The organism is Candidatus Poribacteria bacterium (assembly GCA_026706025.1).
Lineage (GTDB): Bacteria > Poribacteria > WGA-4E > WGA-4E > WGA-3G > WGA-3G.
The window spans coordinates 11,947-30,407 of sequence record JAPOZO010000035.1 but is presented as its reverse complement, the minus strand read 5'-3'; the positions used below and the strand labels follow the sequence as shown (position 1 = coordinate 30,407).

Sequence of the window (18,461 nt, the reverse complement as noted above, 5' to 3'; positions counted from 1 at the left end):
TATTTTTAACCCAAATTGCTACCCAATGGATTCTAAAAGTTTTAACACAGGTTTTTCAAGTAAAAACTGATCGCCATTACTCTATAACTGATTTAAATCTCTAAATCTTGACATACTCCCCCGCTAAAGCAGGGGATTCTTGAAGTCCTCCTGTGCGGGGCGGATTCTGGGATCAACAAGGGCTGCTTGCGATCGCAAGTCTAACGTCCTCTACTCCAAAGGTTGATGCCCCAACCTTGAGAATGTTTATCGCCGCGTTCACATCGCGGTCATGATGGATTTTACAACTTTGGCAATACCAATCCCGAACAGACAAGTCTATGAACAAATGCTTTTGTCCGCATTGATGGCAAACAGACGTTGTCGATTCCCAACGGCCGATGGTCTCTACCCGCTTGCCACGTTTCTTGGCTTGCCACTTGACTTTCTGGAGAAATGCGTAGAAGCCTATATCAGAGACTTTCCGACCCCAGAGGCGTTTCATGCCTTCAAGGTTAAGGGTCTCAAAGAACAACACATCAAAACGACGCACAAGTTCAAGGGCGAGTTTCCAATGCTGATCTTCGCGTTGTCTCGCAACCTTGCGGTGCATACGCGCATGATGTTGGCGCGCACGTTCTCTGTTGTTACTTCCACGCTTTTTTCTCGAAAGGTCGCGATTCGCGGTTCGGACGTTATCAATCGACTCGGTGTAAAAGTGAGACGATGGGTATCGTTTGCCATTAGAACAGGTCAACATCATTTTCACGCCCATATCAAACCCTGCAGCATTACCCGTCATTGGCTTGAGATGGGATTCGACGTGATCTGTAACAACTGACATATAGAAATCGCCAAGCGAATCTTCTTTGATCGTGACAGTTTTGATGTTCCCAAAGATAGGACGGCTGAGATTAAACCGATAGGTTTTACCCATGATCGTCACGCGGTCGGTGTAGATACCACATCCTTTATCACCAGCAACAGGGGCTGCGAACTTATATCCAGAGGGACACATCGTGAACGAGTAAGGCTTACGAAATGATCGGAACCTTGGCGGACGTTTGGCGCTTTTCGTAAAGAACCGCTGGTAACCTTCATCAAGGCGTTCAAGGATTTGGCGCGCAGCCCAAGAATCCAACTCGCGCCAGTGTGCAAACACTTCGGGATGCGATTTACGCAATATCGTAAACTCACGAGACATCTCACGATAGGACATATACGGCAGTCGAAGCGAATAGCGCGTGCGTTGCCATGCGAGAAAATAGTTCCAAATATCGTGTGCGATCCACGTCTTTCGCTTCAGATTCCGATTGCGTGGTGCACGAAAAAGTTTGTAGTTTGTGGTATACATGGTATTCCTTTACATGGTGATACCGACTTCGATCAGGGCGGTGGCACTCTCAAGCGAGAGGCGAAGTCCACCGCCACCATGTCCGAATATTAAACCACAATTTACAAAAAATGTCAAGTTTTTTTTCAAAAAACGCTTTGGCCTAATTCACAAGGGCGAGTCTGTATCCCCCAGTTAAAGCAAGGGGGTTTTAGACTCGGAAACGTTTGATAACGGTTAAACTTCCGACCTTGGACCTATGAAACATATTTTGATTAAATCACTATATTGTCTATTAATCTCCATTACGGCTTTTACAACAAGTATCCTTGCTGAGACAGCAGATCTGCAATACCGTTATGCAGAGCAACTGTTTGAATCGGGGGATTACCGAGCGGCACGACTTGCGTATAAACGGCTGCAGTTTTATGATCCCGATACAGAATTCAGAGATATAGCGGATTATCGGATCGCGCAAAGTTATTATTACCAGAACGAGGCGACACGTGCCGAGGGGTTGTTTCGCAAGTTTTCAGCCATCCACCCGAATTCACCATTGCGTTTTCAGAGTCAATTGATGCTTGGGCAGCTCCATTTTGATGCGGGTGCGTACTCGCTGGCGCGGAGAACCCTCTTTGAACTCTTGCACACGACGAGTGATCCGGAAGTTGTAGAAGCAGCACACTACCTACGCGGTTGGTGCTACATCCACACCACCGATTGGAACAAAGCGATCTCGGAATTACGGCAAGTAGGTATATCTCAAACGGGTGAACACCGCGGAAAAAAGGCGCGTGAATTAGCCGACATACTTCTCGAAAAGACACCACTACCGGCGAAATCACCGCAGGTGGCAGATTTGCTTTCGACAGTTGTTCCGGGGAGCGGGCAGCTTTATGCTGGAAAAATCAGAGAGGGACTCCTCGCGGCAGCACTCAACGGAACGTTCATCTATCTTGCAGTGGACGCTATACGTGAACGCCGATATGTTGATTGCGTCGGCATCTCTCTAATTGGATGGCGATTTTACTGGGGCAATCGAACCGATGCGCGGCGATTTACCACCGAGTATAACGCACACCACGAGCAGGCACTAATCGAAACGTTGAACCGTCAGACTGAAGTGTCCGTGCCTTAGCAATACTGGAGAATACGAGGACAATTTACCATTCTGCCTGCTTTAGAAATTCCAATGCCATCAAGGTATGACCCTCTGGATTTGGATGAACGCCATCTTGGGTTGTCCAAAGCGCACCGGGACGGGCAGCAACTGCCTTATCGAACGCGGCATTCGTCGGTATCAATCTCGCATCAAATTCTTCCGCGAGCGTATGTATACTTTCGTTGTAAGCGTCCACAGCCAACGGGCGCGGCTCGTCAACATCTTCCTCAATATAGAATATCTCAAAAAGAAAAAGAGGCGCGTCTAATTCAGTTTTCACACGCGTGAGAATCCGTCGATAGCACGCCTCCCAAATCGGTAAATATTCTCCCGTGGACACATCGTTTGCATACTGCCGACTGGCATTGTTAATCCCAATTTTCACCGAGAGCCAATTCGGTTTTTCGGTAATCACATCGGTGTCCCACCGCTCTTCCAAACCTTCAACGATATCCCCGCCGATGCCTTTGTTAACATAAGCGATGTCACGGTCGGGGTATTTTGCAGTGATGAGTTCTGTTATTTTACGGACGTACCCGTGTCCGAAGGGCGCGTGTTCATTTCGTCGTCCGCAATCCGTAATACTATCACCAATAAAAAGCACCTTATCTCCAGATTGAAACAATAAATTATTCACAAAGCATCTCCTGTATGTGGTATACTAAATTAGGAATCGATGACTATAATTTATCACATCCCACGTAACAAACCAACATGAAAAATATCGGTGTTCTTCACGTTATCACGGATACGACGCTACAATCCCGGTTCACACACGCGGAACTCGCGGCACTCGCAATCGCGGGCGGTGCGGACACAGTGCAATTTCGACAGAAACAGGGGACGACGCGAGAACTGATAACAATGGTACAACGCATGCAGGCAGTATGCAAGCAGCACAATGTGCCGTTGATTGTAAACGATAGAGCAGATATCGCACTCGCTGTCGCGGCAACAGGCGCACACTTCGGACAAGACGACATGCCCGTCTCTATCGGGAGACAAATCCTCTCTACGAAAGCCATCATCGGGGCATCCGCTCGAACTGAGGAAAAAATACTTGCAGCTATTTCGGAAGGTGCCGACTACATTGGATTCGGTCCTATCTATGGTACCACTTCAAAACCGGACGCGGAAATGGCTAAGGGATTAGATCGACTCCGCCGGATGTGCGACATCGCTGCGTGTCCAGTTATAGCGATTGGCGGTATTACTGTTCAGACCGCGGGTGACGTAATCCGAGCCGGTGCACACGGTATCGCTGTGATTTCTGCTGTTTGTGCGCATCCCGAACCGGATGTTGCAACACAAGCACTCCTGAGTGAAATTCAGCAAGCAAAGTAAATCAAACAAATGGAAACATATATGAACGATCTGGTTAAAACCGAACATGCCCCTAAAAAATTCAGAGAGATTGACGAGACTTACAAACCAGACCTTGACAGAATCGACGAGGCACGTGTTCAAAAATGGTGGCGTGAGAAACACTTCTTTGATACCAATATGGAGGCAATTGATAGACGGGCAATTCGCGTGCTAAAGCCTGGCATCTGGAACCATAACGAAGGCCCCGATTTTATGCACGCCGAAATTGAGATTGATGGCAAACTTCATGTCGGCGATGTCGAAATTCACGTCCGATCTTCAGAGTGGTACGCACATAAACACCATCTCAATTCCAGATATAATCGCGTTATTGTGCATGCGGTGCTTTTTAATGACGATTTCAACCTACGCACACGGCTTCAGAACGGAAAGCGGATCCCAACCGTAGAATTGCTGAAATGGGTCGCTGTAGATACCGGCGACCTGTACGACGATGCCAAAGACACAACAACCGACGGTTTGTGTCGGATAACGGGAAAGCAGCTGAATATAGAAACCTTGAAAGGCGTTTTTGAATCGCTCGGACGCGAACGATTTTTAGAAAAGACGGAGTCAATGCGTCTACTTAGAACACGCCTCGATTTCGAGCAACTCCTCTATGAAGGTATCATGGAGGCACTCGGATATGAACACAATAGCAAGGTGTTACGCGAGTTAGCGCAGCAGGTCCCTTTTGCCGACTTCGATCAAAAATCTGAGTTAGAAATCCAAGCGACGCTCTTTGGCGTTGCCGGTCTTTTGCCATCACAACGGGAGAAACCGCTATCCTCCGAAGTGACAGACGATCCAAGCGTCATCGCATTAGAAAAGTTGTGGTGTGCATCGGCATACGCGGAACTTCCGCCACGTATGACTGAGGCACGTTGGAGTTTTACTGGCAGACCCCTGAATCACCCGACTCGACGTATCGCGGCAATGAGCCAGTTAATTCATCACTGTCAAGGCAGCTTGATGATGTACTTTCTGCCTACCTGTGAAAAAGCAGCTGCTGCCGATACACCAAAGGCACTGAAAACTATCGAAAAAGAACTCCGCTCACTGCTGACACTTGAAACCACGGGCTATTGGGAAACACATTCTAACTTTGGGATTAACAGTCGCAAAGCAGGACTCATTGGCAATAATCGGGCTGTGGACATTATTATCAATAAAATCTTACCAGTCGCCTATATCTGGGCAGTCGAAGCCGGAAGTCAGAAATTGCAGGAAGGGGTGCTACGACTCTACAGCGTCGGTTCCAAATCAACAGGGAACAAGATTATTCGTAAAGTTGACGAACAGATTTTCACTGAGGCACAGCAGATGCGTCATTTAAAACCGACCGCCAAGATTGAGCAAGGGGTCATCCGCTTGTACAAAAACTATTGTGCCGATTGGCTCTGTGACCTCTGTCCAATCTTGGAACACGATGCAGTTCTCCCGGAGGAAAATTAGTATGGGTTCACAAGCTAAACCCTTGACAGACGAATCCTATTGGACAAGGCTTTGGGATGGGCAGCAGTACAAGGTTCGCCACCTACGATGGGCGTACGTGGCAAACCGTCAACTTGCTAAACTATTTCACCACGCACTCGCAAACTTTAAACATCCGACACTGCTTGAACTGGGATGTGCCGATTCGCTGTGGCTCCCCTATCTTGCCCAGAACTATGACAGCGACTGTTATGGCGTTGATTTTTCTGAACTGGGGTGTCAACTCGCACAACGGAATCTCAGCCTCGTCGGTGCCGAAGGGACTATTATTTGTGAAGATGTGTTTGCCTTTGCCAAAGAACATCGTGCGACTTTCGATTTTGTCTATTCGATGGGACTGATTGAGCATTTCAGTACACCGCACGCGATCTTGAAAGAGATGCACAGCCTCCTCAAACCCGGCGGAACAATGTTCACGGTAACGCCGAATCTACGTGGTATGTATACACCAATAGCACGCGTCGCGAGTCCGAAACTCCTTGCGACACACAAGGTAATTCTGCCAATAGAACTTGCTACAGTGTTGCGAGAGACAGGATTTCACGTTACAGAATATGGGTACACAGGCGGTCCATTGAAATTGAGCGTCGTCGATTATTCGCCGTGGCGAGCAGTTATCGGTAAATGGGGACACGAAGCACTTTGTAAATGTGTCAATCTGACAGATATTGTTGTTGGTAACCTGTTAACAGCTCTTCAGGTGCCAAACCAGCAGTTGACTTCGCCCTATGTATATGCCCTGTGCACAAAACCTAATTGAAATAATCGAAAAACAACATTCATTCGTCACACTAAGAAATAGAAGTAGTGTTGTCAACATCCAAGATTTAGTTCACGTTAAATCGTTTGGTTCATAGTCTGTGGAGTGAACAAAATGTTCGCCTCCACAATCTAACAGAAATAGGAGAATCTTTTATGAAAACCTTATGTTTATTGACGATTATGCTGCTTTGCGTCTCTGTTGCTACCGCAGAGGAGACCTTCTTTTCTGCCTTAGAGAGCAAAGCGGAAGTCGAAAAAGAAGGTGGCATCGTTGATGGTGGCAGCTTCGAGCCAGGTAAATTTGGCAACGGTTTTGTCAGTAAAGAGGCTGGCGATGTGATCCACTTCCCCGTGGAAGACCGCTTCGTTAATCTTGATGAAGGCACCGTTGAGTTATGGGTAACGATGGGATTTGATGCCAACGAGGTTACAGGTGAACTTTTCATGTTCATGACTTACAAACGCGGGACCGATGCCGTGTTCGTTCAGTTTGACAACGGTGGAAAAGCACGAATGCGAATTAAAAGCGCGGGTTCATGGCATAATGCTGATAGTGCTCCACTCAACTGGACAAAAGGTGAGCATCACCACATGGCAGGGACATGGGGACCTGACGGCTTAAAACTCTACTTAGATGGTAGACTTGAAGGTGAGGCTGATTTCAAAAAGGGACCCACCGTGTTCGCAGAAACCTTTGAAATTAATAACGCTTCTCCACCGGATCCACGGTTCCCAACGAATTGTGTCGTTGATGGACTTCGACTCTCTGATCATCAGAAAGAACCCGATGAATTTGTAATGGATGATCCGGCAGATGTCCAACCTATCGGCAAATTAACAACAACCTGGGCACAGCTCAAGCGCACCAAGTAATACCATTTCTGAATAATGGCTTCTCATTAGCAAAAAGCCGGTTCGTAGTAGCGCAATGTATTGCGCCTCTCATATTCAAGTTCCTGTGAGTTTCAAAATCTCTGAAATGCGAATGTATTCTTAGATTTGGTATAATAAGCACCGCGGGACGGTTGTTAGTTAACATCCGTCCTTATCCAAGGGAGTCTGTAAGCATGTACAAAACAGAGCGTCCACTTTTCACGGCAGGGACGGAAGGATACCACACGTTCCGAATACCTGCGCTTGTCCGATCAAATGTGGGAACGCTGCTGGCGTTCTGTGAAGGGAGACGGAGCGGCGGTGGAGACTCCGGGGATATCGATATTGTTCTGAAACGGAGTTTTGACAACGGCGAGAGTTGGCAACCGATGCAAATCGCTGTCTCCACAGGCACCGATACGGACGGTAACCCTGCACCGGTGGTCGATCGCGATTCAGGCACCATCTGGCTCCTTTTCTGCAAAAATCTTGCTGACGGCGCGGAAGGGAAAATTGTTGCGGGTGAAGCACCACGGACAGTCTGGGTAACTTCCAGCACTAACGATGGCGAAACTTGGGCGGAACCGAAAGAAATCACAGCCACGACAAAAGACGAAGACTGGACGTGGTATGCAACCGGTCCCTGCCACGGGATTCAGATGGCAAACGGTAGATTGGTAATCCCGTGCGACCATGTGCTCGGAAACGAACGGGACTATGCCCAATACGGCTATTCACACCTGATCGTCAGCGACGACCACGGAGAGACATGGCGGATGGCTGGCAAAGCACAACCCGGAACCAATGAATCGGTTGTTGTTGAAACGGCGGATGGCAGACTCTATTTCAACTGCCGGAATTATGTCGCACCGAAACGACGTGCCTATGCGCGAAGCAGTGATAGCGGCGATACATTTACAGAATTCGGTTACGAGGAAGACCTCATCGAACCAATCTGTCAGGCGAGTATGGTGCGGTATACGGATGCCAATCAGCACGACAAGAATCGCATTTTGTTCTCCAACCCTGCCAGCACGAGTCGTGAACAGATGACGATCCGCATCAGTTATGACGAGTGTCAAAGTTGGAGCAGTGGCAAAGTGCTACACGCAGGGCCCGCGGCGTATTCGGATCTCTGTATTGACTCGGACATGAATATCTGTTGTCTCTATGAACGCGGTGAGAATGGTGCGTATGAGACGCTATCGTTCGCAAAATTCGACTTGGCGTGGCTGACGGATGGGGCAGATTCGATTTGAAAGAAGCCGTTTTTCATGTTAAAATATGGAACAATAAAACCGAGAGTCTATATTGAACCAACGGTTATTAGTCACTTAGTAGCGCGTCCCAGTAATGATCCCATATTAGCATCTTGGCAAAGAGCAAGTCGACAGTTGTCGGAAGACTATGCAGATAAATTTGAGTTTGTTATTTCACCAATAGTTCGCGCCGAAATCCAGCAAGGGGATCTCATAGTAGCACGGCAAAGACTTGAAGTGGTATCACAGTTAACGGTATTAGAGGTATTACCAGAGGCAAATGTCCTTGCGCAGAAATTGATAGATGCTGGGGCAGTGCCACGCAATTCGGAGTTGGATGCCCAGCATATTGCCATTGCAACAGGACACGGTGTTGATTACTTGGTGTCATGGAACCATAAACATATTGTGAATGAAAACAAGCGTGAACATATTAACAGTGTATGTCAAGAGGCAGGCTCCCAACCGATAACCCTCTGCACACCTATAGAATTAATGGAGGATATTCAGATGAAAGAAACTCCTGAAAAGCAGCCTGAGTTCGATCCTGAAACTTACACGAATCCTATCCTTGAAGAATGCTACCGTATCAAGGCAGAAATTAGTGCACAATTCAATTCCATGGACGAACTTTACGCCTATTTCAAAGCAATACAAGAAGAGGACAAACGGAACGGGGTCAAATATGTACCGTATGATCCATCCAAACACACACCACCAGAAAAACCTGAAGACGATGACTAATCGTCAGCGAGAACCCCGGTAGAACTGATGGAGGATACTCAGATGAAAGAAGCACCAGAAAAGCAACCGGAATTCGACCCTGAAACTTATACCGATCCCATCCTCGAAGAATGCTATCGTATTAAAGCAGAGATCAGTGCACAATTCAAAAACCCGGGTGAACTCTATGCGTATTTGAAAGCAAGACAGGAAGAAGGCAAGCGCAATGGGGTAAAATATGTCTCATACTATGATCCGTCCAAGCGTCTACCGATAGAAAAATCTGATGACGACGACTAACCTCAGCGGGAACTCCGGCAGAACCGGCGGAGGATATTCAGATGAAAGAAGTTCCGGAAAAGTACATGCTTAGGAACGCAACAACGCATGATTTAGATAAAGTGGCTGCCCTATACCGAGATTGGGTATCCGAAGCATCAACCCATGGACTTGTCGCTGACACGGCTGACGATCTACTATGTCGACTTGGACCTCATTTCATCCTCGCAACAGGTAAAGATGGTCGTATCGTGGGATTTGCCATTGCTGAGGTGTCTTCGGAGCATCTTTGCATTTTCCCCCGCGGTGAGAACTATCTGGTTTTGCACGATCTATATGTCACCCCTGATAGCCGTGGACAAGGGGTTGGCTCTGTCCTCGTAACTGCTATCTTGCAATCAGGCGAAACTCGCGGTATTCATCGTTTCACCACATACTCAGCAAACAAAGACTGGCAGCGAACTTTTAATTTCTATCGCGAACTTGGCTTTGAGATATGGTCACTTTCTTTATTTCTCGACAAAACACCGACATCCACTTAGCGAAATATACCCTTTAACAACCAATGCCCGCTGCGTTTTGATAACTTGTACACACCATGTCTCCGGCTACTGGATAGTTTCACTGCCTACCGCAGATATTCCTCTCCGCGATGCTCTGCGATCCATGTCTTCAGCGGGACATCTGCATCTGTGGGTTGCCACCAGCCTTTGATGTCCACGCCATCACCTAAGAGTTGCCGACGAATTGGGTCGCATTTCTCAAGAATCTCTGGTGGCATGAGGTTGTAATCCAAGCCACGCAACCAACGATAACTATACCCCATAAACAGAACTTTCCGCGTCACATCCGAGAAATTCCAACCGCGTGAATGCCACATCCGTCGATCAAAGAGCACCGCTGTGCCACGCTTGACGAGCAGATCTATCGCGCCTTCAGGATCACCATCCGGATCGTTGTCGCCGTTTGGTGGACGGGTGTCGAGTTTGTGGCTACACGGAACAATCCGCATCGCACCGTTGTCACGATCAGTAACGTCGGTCAGCCAGTAACTGACTTTCAACGAAAGTCGGGGATGTGGACGTTCCATCTCTGGTACAGGTCTGCCGCCGTCTTGATGCCAATGCGCGCCTTTGCGGATACGCTGTGTATCAGGCGATTCTGGCGGATACATGATGAGGTGCGAGATGTAAAGTTGGATGTTCCATCCGAGGATGTCCCAGAGCAGCGGGAAAACCTTTTTGTTATCAAGCAGTTCCAGCAATATGTCGTCCTCAATGACGGTGCGGAATTTTGACATCAATGCGTGCGGTGCCAACCCCGTTTTGGCGCGTTCCTCCGCATCAAGCCGATCCGCGACTACCTCCAATGCGTCCACCATCTCAGGGCTTATAGCGTCCTCAACAATGAGGTAACCCTCGTCGTTGAACGCTTTGAGTTGTTCGTCTGTAGCACAGTATTCCAGCCAACTTGTGTCCATGGTCATTTCCTCCAACCGCTAACGGCGGATTTCAGATTTAATCCGTCCCCATGTCGTTGTGAGTTTCCCCGTGACTTCCACCGCAAACGCGATGCCATCCTCCATATCCGCCTGAATCTGTTCTTCTGAGATTGCAACATTGAGAATACGGAGTTCATCAAGCGTGCCATCAAGCCAAATGCTTTCATTCGCTTTTTTGCCTATCCAGACTGAGGCTTCGTTTTCGTTGATGTCTCCTTCTCGTGCGACCTCTCCGTCCAATTCACCGTCGAGATAGATACGGATTTCTTTCCCATCATAGACCATAGCGAGATGATGCCACGTGTCCACCTCCATCGGTGTCGTCCCGTTTGCAACAGCAGCAGCACCGGGTGCGGTATAGACGAATCCGCGGATTTTTCCACCCGGTGTATCAAATCCCCAACCACTTTCAGCAACGGAACCTTTTCTCGCGATCACTGGATGCCCGCCCGGAAAAGAAGCGGGTTTGAACCATGCTTCTATTGTCAACTCATCGCCTCCCGGAAGGAGGCTGTCGTGATGCGGTACTTCAATCAAGCTGCTTGCACCGTCAAAGACCAATGCACCACCAATCTTTCCATCCTCTGTCCACTCGGCATCAGTAATCTCTCCATGATTTTCAAACTCAGATAGATCTGTCGCTTCATCGTCAGTCTCTTCGTCAAAGAGGTATAGCAACACAGTTTCCTCTTCAAACGCAGCGAAACAACACAGTCCAAAACAAAGCAAAAGCGTAAAGACGGTCAGCATTTGAGTCATTTGAAAACCCTCCTCTTTATGTAGGCTTTACTCGATTTTTCCATAAGACTGGATGTATTATGCACTATCAGCTGCTAACGGCGGACTTCAGATTTAATCCGTCCCCACGTTGTTGTGAGTTTTCCTGTAACTTCCACAGTAAGTCCGACACCTTCCACCATGTCCTTTTGAATCTGTTTTTGCGTGAGTGCGATATTGAGAATACGGAGTTCATCAAGTGTTCCATGAAGCCAGTGGCTGTTCTGGCGTGCGCCGATCCAGACCGAAGCCTGATTTCGGTGCATGTCCCCTCCGCGGTCGACTTTCCCATCCAGTTCACCGTCCAGATAGACGCGAACCTCTCTGCCGTTGTAGACCATAGCGAGATGATGCCATGTGTCCAACTTCATAATTGTTTCACCTTGTGCGACAGCGAAGTCGCCGGGTGCGTTATAGATGAAGCCACGGACGCTTCCACCGGGTGTGTCAAGTCCCCAGCCGCTGTCACCGACGAGACCCTTTCTCGCAATCGATGGATATCCATTCGGAAATTTCGCTGGTTTAAACCACGCCTCAATTGTCACCTCATCACTGCCGGCGTGAAGACTGTCGTGGTGTGGCACTTCAATAAGGCTACTTGCGCCATCAAAGATCAACGCCCCACCGCGTTTTCCATCTTTTGTCCATTCAGCATCGGTGACCTCTCCATGATTCTCAAACTCTGAAAGGTCTATCGCTTCATTGGCTACTTCTTCATCAAAGAGATATAGCAACACCGTATTTTCTTCAAACGCTGCGAAACTACTTGCTCCAAAACAGAGTACGAGTGTAATAGTTGTTAGAATTCGAGTCATTTGAACTACCCCGGTATTCAATATAGAGAGAACGTGAAGGCATCTGTGCTATAAGGGTCCCTACTATTAACTTAACAGCAGCCCTTAATCCTCTACCCGTTCAATGATCTCTCCAGTCTGGCGATCTCTGAAAATGCGTTTCATTCTGCCATCCGGCATCCGTTCGTCTTTGAGATGTGCATATCGTTCATCAGTATCTGATTGGTCTGCTTGTGCATCAGTGGTTTCCGTGGTGCCCCGCCAATCTTCGATTTCAACGGCTTCCCACTGCTTGGATTTCGCGGATTTATAGCAGGCATCAATGATAGCGTTCACGACGTAGCCATCATAGAAGGTTTCCATCGGTTCGCGCCCCTCGTCGATTGCGTTGAACATATCGAGGAACATATCGCGGTAACCGAGTTCTGCGACCTCATCACCGACAGGGAAAAGCCAACCGGTATCGCTCTCCGCTTTTTCAGCGACATAACCGCCTTGCCCGACAGCCGTGAACATCTCATACCCTGTACGGAGCCAGTGGTTGAGCCAGATAGTCCCTTCACTGCCAGAGACTTCATCGCGTAAATCCATCCCACCTCGGAACGCCCACCCGACTTCAAACTGTCCCATCGCTCCGCTTTCAAATCGGATGAGTGCGATGCCGTGATCCTCAGCATCAATCGGATGCACAAGGGTATCCGCCCAACACATTACCTCAAGCGGTTTGTTGTTTTTTCCAACGAAGTTTCGGATGATCTCGATGCAGTGGCATCCCATATCAACGATAGCCCCACCGCCTGCTTGCTCCAAATCCCAGAACCAATCGCTATGGGGCCCGGGATGTGTCTCGCGGGAACGCACCCACAGAATTTTGCCGAGCGCGCCATTTTGGACAGATTCCAATGCTTTCAGAGTTTTCGGGGGATACACCAAGTCTTCAAGGTAGCCGCCAAACACCCCTGTGTTTTCAACGATGTCTAACATCGCTTTCGCCTCTTCGGCGGTGCGTCCGAGGGGTTTCGTGCAGAGGATACCTTTGCCTGCCTCTGCAGCGAGTTCAACGGCTTTCAGGTGTAAGTTGTTGGGCAATCCAATGACAACAGTATCCGTCTCAGGATGGTTGATGGCTTCTGCCAAATCGGTTGTTGCATGAGGGATGTTCCACTCTTCGGCGAACGCGGTTGCGCGTTCCTCACGCCGAGAGTAGACAGCATGGACACGGTCTGCGCCCCGCTGGTTGTGGAGCGTCATCGTGTAGAACATACCGATGAGCCCTGTGCCGAGCATTGTAACTTTATGACCCTTCAGTTCTGACATTCTCTTTCCTTTCTCTCCGTGTGGTTATCGGCAGTCAACTATTGGACAAGAGTTTGCAGGTAATAGAACTCCTATTTGGAATATGTCAGGAGATAGTGATTTGTTACAAGAACACTCTTAACTGATAACTGACAACTGATAACTGATAACTATTCTGCTTTGTATCCGGCGATGACGCCCCAATCGTTAATTGTCCAACAGTGATTCTGATCTGTGGCATGAACGCCTTTGAAGGTCGCGCCGCCGGGTATATTCGATACTGCCCATGTTTTACCGCCATCGGTGGTATGTAAAATAGAGTTGTAACCGCCGACTGCCCAACCGACCATCGCATCAACGAAGATAATATCGTGGAGATCGTCAAAGGATTCCGCTTTCTGTTGACTCCATGTGGCACCACCATCGGCGGTATGCAGGATTAAGCCCTCCTGCCCACAAATCCAACCTGTGTTTTCATCAAGGAAATGGATACCGAAGAGGTTATTATCAAAGCCTGGATCGCGTTTTTCCCAATTTTCACCGCCATCAGCGGTATGTAGGAGTGTACCGAATGAGCCGATAACCCAGCCAGTTGTAGGCGAAACGAACCAGATATTCTCAAGGTTGTTTCGCGTCTCACCGACGCGTGCTCGCTCTGAGCTGCCGACCCAAGTTTCGCCGCCATCGGTTGTTTTGAGAATCGTATTCTCCGATCCGGCGATGAAACCGATTGTTTCACTAATCATCTGGATACCCATCAAATTGGCGCGAATACCGCCTCGTCTTCCGCCACGTCCAGGGGTATCACTCGTCGCCATTTTCCGTGCCCAGGTTTTACCACCATCTTCAGTTTTCAGGATGGTGCCTCTACCGCCTGTGATATACCCAACGTTTTCATTTACGAAGTAGATATTATAGAGGGGAGCAGGACCGCCGCGACCGAAGCCACCACCCGGAGGTCCGCCGCCTCCACCACCGGGTCTTTGTCCAGCACCCGGGGGACGCATATCAATTTCCACTTTCTCCCACGTTTTACCGCCATCCGATGTCTTCAACATGAGTCCACCGTCTCCAACGACCAAACCGTTCTGATCATCCATGAAATAGACATCCTGTAGCATACCTTCAATACCGTCGCCACGGAGGATATCATCTTCCCGCAGGACGGTCCAATCCGCATCGGATACTCGAATAAAAGAAAAGAGGAGTGCAAGTCCAATAAACACCCCAAAGAGACTGATAATTGTTCTGACCATGATATTCTCCTTTTTCTAATGGTTTTCAGTTTTCAGTTTGCCTCGTAGTGAGAGTTATCAGACAAGAGGCTTTCTGTAACAATCCTCATCTTCCTGAAGACTGCGAAGGTGGAGTTATTCGTTATGAAAGGCTCTTAACTGAAAACTGTTAACCGATAACTGACGACTATTCTGACTGAAATGCGTCATAAAATTGCCGTGCTCTGTTTTCAACATTCCTTAAGTAATTTTGACCAATCTGCTCAATGTAAAGTTCGGTTAAGTCGCCGTTTGCTTCACCGAAGGCTTTGGCAAATTTCCGACACTCCTCTTTATCACCGCCAGAGGCGTAGGCTTTGGTCTTCGCATCTGTGCCGGATTTTCGGACTTCAACGAACTTATCACGGAACCTGAGATAACTCCCGTCACCAACAAATTGGACATCCTCAAGTGCTGTAAAATCAAGGGTTGGCAGCGCATCTGAAAGGACAACACGTGCTTGTTCTATATCTATTTTTTCGTCGCGGAGAGCAATGGCGATGCCGAGGAAAAATAGGTCGTTTTTGTCGCGTTTCGCTTCGCCTTCCAATTTTGCTGCACGGAGTTTTTCAGGGTTCGGTTCAGATTCATTGTAATAGGTAATGTCCTCTCTCACGTCGCAGGTTGCAGTGATTTGACTTTCAGTAAAAACGCCAGCAAGATAATCAGACAAACGCATATTCGCCTGTTTGCAGTGCGCTGCGAGCGCGGTGACAAGCACCATAGATTCACCTGCCGACTTTTCGCGCATCGCAATAGCAGTTCTACCGCCTTGACTTTGAATAAGTGCTTCAGGACCGGTAATCATGCCACCGCTCTCTTCACCCGCAAAGATGAGTCGCGGCTGCACACCGAGTGAAATTGTCTCGCCATAGACATCTTGGATAACGACCGGTGCGTCTGGTACATCAGCGATCTGCCGTTCTATCTTTTTCATAATCGCAGCGATTTCTTTGAAACCGACGGGTACGTTAATAACCTTAACATCGTTCGCAGCACCCCACTGATCCCAAGCGAGTGCCGAAGGCGTTGTCTTAATCATGAACCGCGGATGATGCTCCCAGAGTCCGTCGGTTTTGAGTTGCTTGGCGTAGAAATCCATCAACATAAGAAATGCTTGATTCGGCGTGTAAATCGTCAAAAGCCGGTTATCACCAAGATCGAGAAAATCGACACCGAGGCGTTCGAGTGTTTCTGCTCGCGACGTATCCTCTATTTCACAGACGATAAGCCGATCGCCATCTGGATCGGTTGCTTCAATAATGGTACCGACGGGTTGTGATTTAAGTTTCGTCGCATAATCCGTGGATTTGACGACATCAAGGATACTAAAATCACATCCGAGGTCGTAAAATTCAGCCGCACCTGTCTTCGGATTCTGATCAAGTTTCCCAATGTTGTGATAGAGCGGATCCGCCTCAACGTGGAGCCAACGGACAGAATTAGCAATGCCTAATCGCTCAAAGATAGCACGCATCGGACGATACATACACCCGCCGACACAATCGACGACAATCGGGGGTTTTACCTCGCGAATGAGTTTGAGATTCGCATCTGTAGCGACACCGCCTTTGAGGTAACCGACATAAAGCTGCACGCCGTCGTGGAGTTCATCCAGTCTTTCAAAATCTATATGTTCGTTGGTGACCGCACTGAACCGAATTGGGTATCCGTCTGCTTCAGCAGTTTTAAGAATTTCTTCAATCTTGTTGACGAACCGCATGGATTCTTCGGGTAGGTATTGACTGCCTTGATTGTTGAGATCTTTGGTCGCGTTCTTCGTGCTAACAGAGTGGCTTGATGTAACATGCTCACCACCATCAAGATCAAGCATGAAAATCAGAAACGATGCCATCCAGATAGGCAGTGTACCGAACCCTTTCGGGACATACGTACGAATCCCTTGTGCGGCTTGGATCCGAGCGAGGTATTCGACATATTTCTGTGAGTTGTAACGCACCTCGCATCCTGCAAGTTTCTCAACTAACCTTCCATCTGCGGACTCCTTAGCGACAAGACTTTTTCCGAGTGTTGCCAAGATAATTCCGATCTGGTTAATCGGAAATCGGGTATCCCACGGGTATAGGATATTTTGTGGACCGCGGATGCCAGCCGTCGAGACTTGTGCTTCCTTCGCATAATTGCGAAACCATTCCCAAAGGTTCAAACGCTCAATTAACGCCTTATCGAGATGGAATGTGAACGCCTCTGATTCATCTTGTGGAAAAAGGGGTGTTTTGATAGAATCCGGCGTATTTTGCTCAACAACAGCGAAGAGCTGTTGCTCGGTACGATCCCGTTTATGCCGATAACTTTCGTCAATCCTGATAATCATCAACACCCTCCTTGCAGGATTAAAGATTTATAAACATTCTATCACATCTTTATATTTTTTTTTGAAAAAAAGAGAATTCAGAATCCTTTGTGGAGAAAAAGATAGTTGATTTTCTCCACAATTTCCGTATAATTAACCCAAGTTCCCGCTTTTTTTACGAATATAGCCGCCATTTTTTTGGGAGATCTTTCATGAAACATAAGAGTTCCTTCCTACTTTTCGTAGCAAGCGCAGCCTTGTTGTGTGTGAGCATTTCTTCTGTTTTTGCCAAAGCCCCTGTCACTGCGAAAATTGTGTTTAGGTCGTCTCGTGATAATAATCGCGAAATTTATATCATGAACCCGGATGGAAGTGGGCAGATGAGACTCACCCATCACCGTGCCGATGATGTCAGTCCGACTTGGTCACCGACGGGTGAACAAATTCTTTTCGCCTCCGATCGCGATCGGTTTCAGCGAAGCTGGGACTTGTATCTAATGGATGCTGATGGCAAAAACGTGCGTCGAGTGTTCGGCAAGTCGAGAGATAGATCCAGCGCGGTCTGGTCTCCAGACGGGAAACAGATTGCTTACAGAAGACGAGAACCCAGAGGAACGTATGTTTATATTGGAACAATAGATGGGAAAAAAGAAGAACGCGTGGCAATCGGAAGTAGCCCGACGTGGTCTCCCGATGGTACTGAGATAGCCTTTCTCTCTGGATTTGAGAACAAGCGGGTGCAAATCAATATACTTAACGTGCGCACAAAAAAACAGAAAGTGCTTTTTCCACCCGAGGCAAAACCTTCATGGATAAACGGCGATTTAACGTGGTCTTTAACAGCGGATAAACTGGCTTTTTCTTGGAATCAGGAAGCGGAACAGAAAAACGTTGACATGGAAACGATCTATACGCTAAATAGCGACGGTACCGGGCTTAAACGAATTACGAGTGAGGCTGCCCCGAGAGAGACTTCGCCGGTTTGGTCACCTCAAGGAGATACGCTTCTTTATGACAAGGCCGATAAGAACAATCGTTTGCAAATCTACAAAATAACATTGGGCAGCGATGTTTCGGAACAACTCACAGATACTTTTATACCAAAGGTATTTGGAGATTTTTTTCAAGCAAATAGTTCGGGGGACTGGTTTGATCCAGCGTTCGCATTGCCAGTTGCACCGCAACCCCAATTGTTAACAACACAATGGGTAAAAATAAAAACGAAGTAACTGCTGTTTGCGAATATAATGCTTCCGAAGGTTTGTCGTTAGATTGA

At 48.0% G+C, this 18,461-nt stretch carries 18 protein-coding genes; 10 read left to right on the top strand and 8 right to left on the bottom strand.

What is annotated here, in order from left to right; translation table 11 throughout:
* Positions 1 to 172: 172 nt before the first annotated feature.
* Positions 173 to 1,333 (bottom strand): transposase, encoded by a 1,161-nt coding sequence (locus OXH00_08185; GenBank protein MCY3740985.1) that lies wholly within the window; start codon positions 1,331 to 1,333, stop codon positions 173 to 175.
* A gap of 250 nt (positions 1,334 to 1,583) precedes the next feature.
* On the opposite strand from OXH00_08185, the gene OXH00_08180 reads away from it, so the two are divergent.
* Positions 1,584 to 2,450, top strand: coding sequence for a tetratricopeptide repeat protein (locus tag OXH00_08180; protein ID MCY3740984.1), 867 nt, complete (start codon positions 1,584 to 1,586; stop codon positions 2,448 to 2,450).
* 25 nt (positions 2,451 to 2,475) lie between these two features.
* Here the strand turns inward: OXH00_08180 and OXH00_08175 are convergent, their stop codons facing one another.
* Positions 2,476 to 3,111: an SGNH/GDSL hydrolase family protein gene (locus tag OXH00_08175; GenBank protein MCY3740983.1), complete on the bottom strand. Its 636-nt coding sequence runs from the start codon at positions 3,109 to 3,111 to the stop codon at positions 2,476 to 2,478.
* 77 nt (positions 3,112 to 3,188) lie between these two features.
* Here OXH00_08175 and thiE point away from each other — a divergent pair, with 77 nt between their 5' ends.
* The 8 genes from thiE to OXH00_08135 all read left to right on the top strand — a co-directional run bounded on the left by thiE (position 3,189) and on the right by OXH00_08135 (position 9,771).
* Entirely contained in the window at positions 3,189 to 3,818 is a 630-nt protein-coding gene (gene thiE / locus OXH00_08170; protein ID MCY3740982.1) for a thiamine phosphate synthase, read from the top strand.
* Positions 3,819 to 3,839: 21 nt separating this feature from the next.
* Positions 3,840 to 5,294, top strand: a complete 1,455-nt coding sequence (locus tag OXH00_08165; protein ID MCY3740981.1) for a DUF2851 family protein — start codon at positions 3,840 to 3,842, stop codon at positions 5,292 to 5,294.
* 1 nt (position 5,295) lies between these two features.
* A complete protein-coding gene (locus tag OXH00_08160; protein MCY3740980.1) occupies positions 5,296 to 6,093 on the top strand; it encodes a methyltransferase domain-containing protein in 798 nt (265 codons plus the stop codon).
* Between the two features lie 155 nt (positions 6,094 to 6,248).
* Positions 6,249 to 6,968, top strand: a complete 720-nt coding sequence (locus OXH00_08155; GenBank protein ID MCY3740979.1) for a hypothetical protein — start codon at positions 6,249 to 6,251, stop codon at positions 6,966 to 6,968.
* 194 nt (positions 6,969 to 7,162) lie between these two features.
* Complete coding sequence (locus OXH00_08150; protein ID MCY3740978.1) at positions 7,163 to 8,227, top strand: sialidase family protein; 1,065 nt, start codon at positions 7,163 to 7,165, stop codon at positions 8,225 to 8,227.
* A 15-nt stretch (positions 8,228 to 8,242) separates the two neighbouring features.
* Positions 8,243 to 8,971, top strand: a complete 729-nt coding sequence (locus OXH00_08145; GenBank protein ID MCY3740977.1) for a type II toxin-antitoxin system VapC family toxin — start codon at positions 8,243 to 8,245, stop codon at positions 8,969 to 8,971.
* 42 nt (positions 8,972 to 9,013) lie between these two features.
* Positions 9,014 to 9,250: a hypothetical protein gene (locus tag OXH00_08140; GenBank protein ID MCY3740976.1), complete on the top strand. Its 237-nt coding sequence runs from the start codon at positions 9,014 to 9,016 to the stop codon at positions 9,248 to 9,250.
* Between the two features lie 41 nt (positions 9,251 to 9,291).
* A complete protein-coding gene (locus OXH00_08135) occupies positions 9,292 to 9,771 on the top strand; it encodes a GNAT family N-acetyltransferase (protein ID MCY3740975.1) in 480 nt (159 codons plus the stop codon).
* A gap of 86 nt (positions 9,772 to 9,857) precedes the next feature.
* Here OXH00_08135 and OXH00_08130 read toward each other — a convergent pair whose 3' ends face one another.
* From OXH00_08130 to OXH00_08105, 6 genes are all read right to left on the bottom strand, one after another.
* Complete coding sequence (locus tag OXH00_08130) at positions 9,858 to 10,709, bottom strand: phytanoyl-CoA dioxygenase family protein (GenBank protein MCY3740974.1); 852 nt, start codon at positions 10,707 to 10,709, stop codon at positions 9,858 to 9,860.
* Between the two features lie 18 nt (positions 10,710 to 10,727).
* On the bottom strand, positions 10,728 to 11,489 hold the full coding sequence (locus tag OXH00_08125) for a LamG domain-containing protein (GenBank protein ID MCY3740973.1): 762 nt from the start codon (positions 11,487 to 11,489) through the stop codon (positions 10,728 to 10,730).
* Positions 11,490 to 11,563: 74 nt separating this feature from the next.
* Positions 11,564 to 12,322, bottom strand: coding sequence for a LamG domain-containing protein (locus tag OXH00_08120; GenBank protein ID MCY3740972.1), 759 nt, complete (start codon positions 12,320 to 12,322; stop codon positions 11,564 to 11,566).
* Between the two features lie 84 nt (positions 12,323 to 12,406).
* Positions 12,407 to 13,618 carry a Gfo/Idh/MocA family oxidoreductase gene (locus tag OXH00_08115; protein MCY3740971.1) on the bottom strand — a complete coding sequence of 404 codons (1,212 nt, stop codon included), beginning with the start codon at positions 13,616 to 13,618 and terminating at the stop codon, positions 12,407 to 12,409.
* Between the two features lie 149 nt (positions 13,619 to 13,767).
* Positions 13,768 to 14,853, bottom strand: coding sequence for a YCF48-related protein (locus tag OXH00_08110; GenBank protein MCY3740970.1), 1,086 nt, complete (start codon positions 14,851 to 14,853; stop codon positions 13,768 to 13,770).
* Between the two features lie 166 nt (positions 14,854 to 15,019).
* On the bottom strand, positions 15,020 to 17,206 hold the full coding sequence (locus OXH00_08105; GenBank protein ID MCY3740969.1) for a hypothetical protein: 2,187 nt from the start codon (positions 17,204 to 17,206) through the stop codon (positions 15,020 to 15,022).
* 191 nt (positions 17,207 to 17,397) lie between these two features.
* Between OXH00_08105 and OXH00_08100 the strand changes: the two genes are divergently transcribed.
* Positions 17,398 to 18,414, top strand: coding sequence for a hypothetical protein (locus tag OXH00_08100; GenBank protein MCY3740968.1), 1,017 nt, complete (start codon positions 17,398 to 17,400; stop codon positions 18,412 to 18,414).
* Positions 18,415 to 18,461 lie beyond the last annotated feature (47 nt).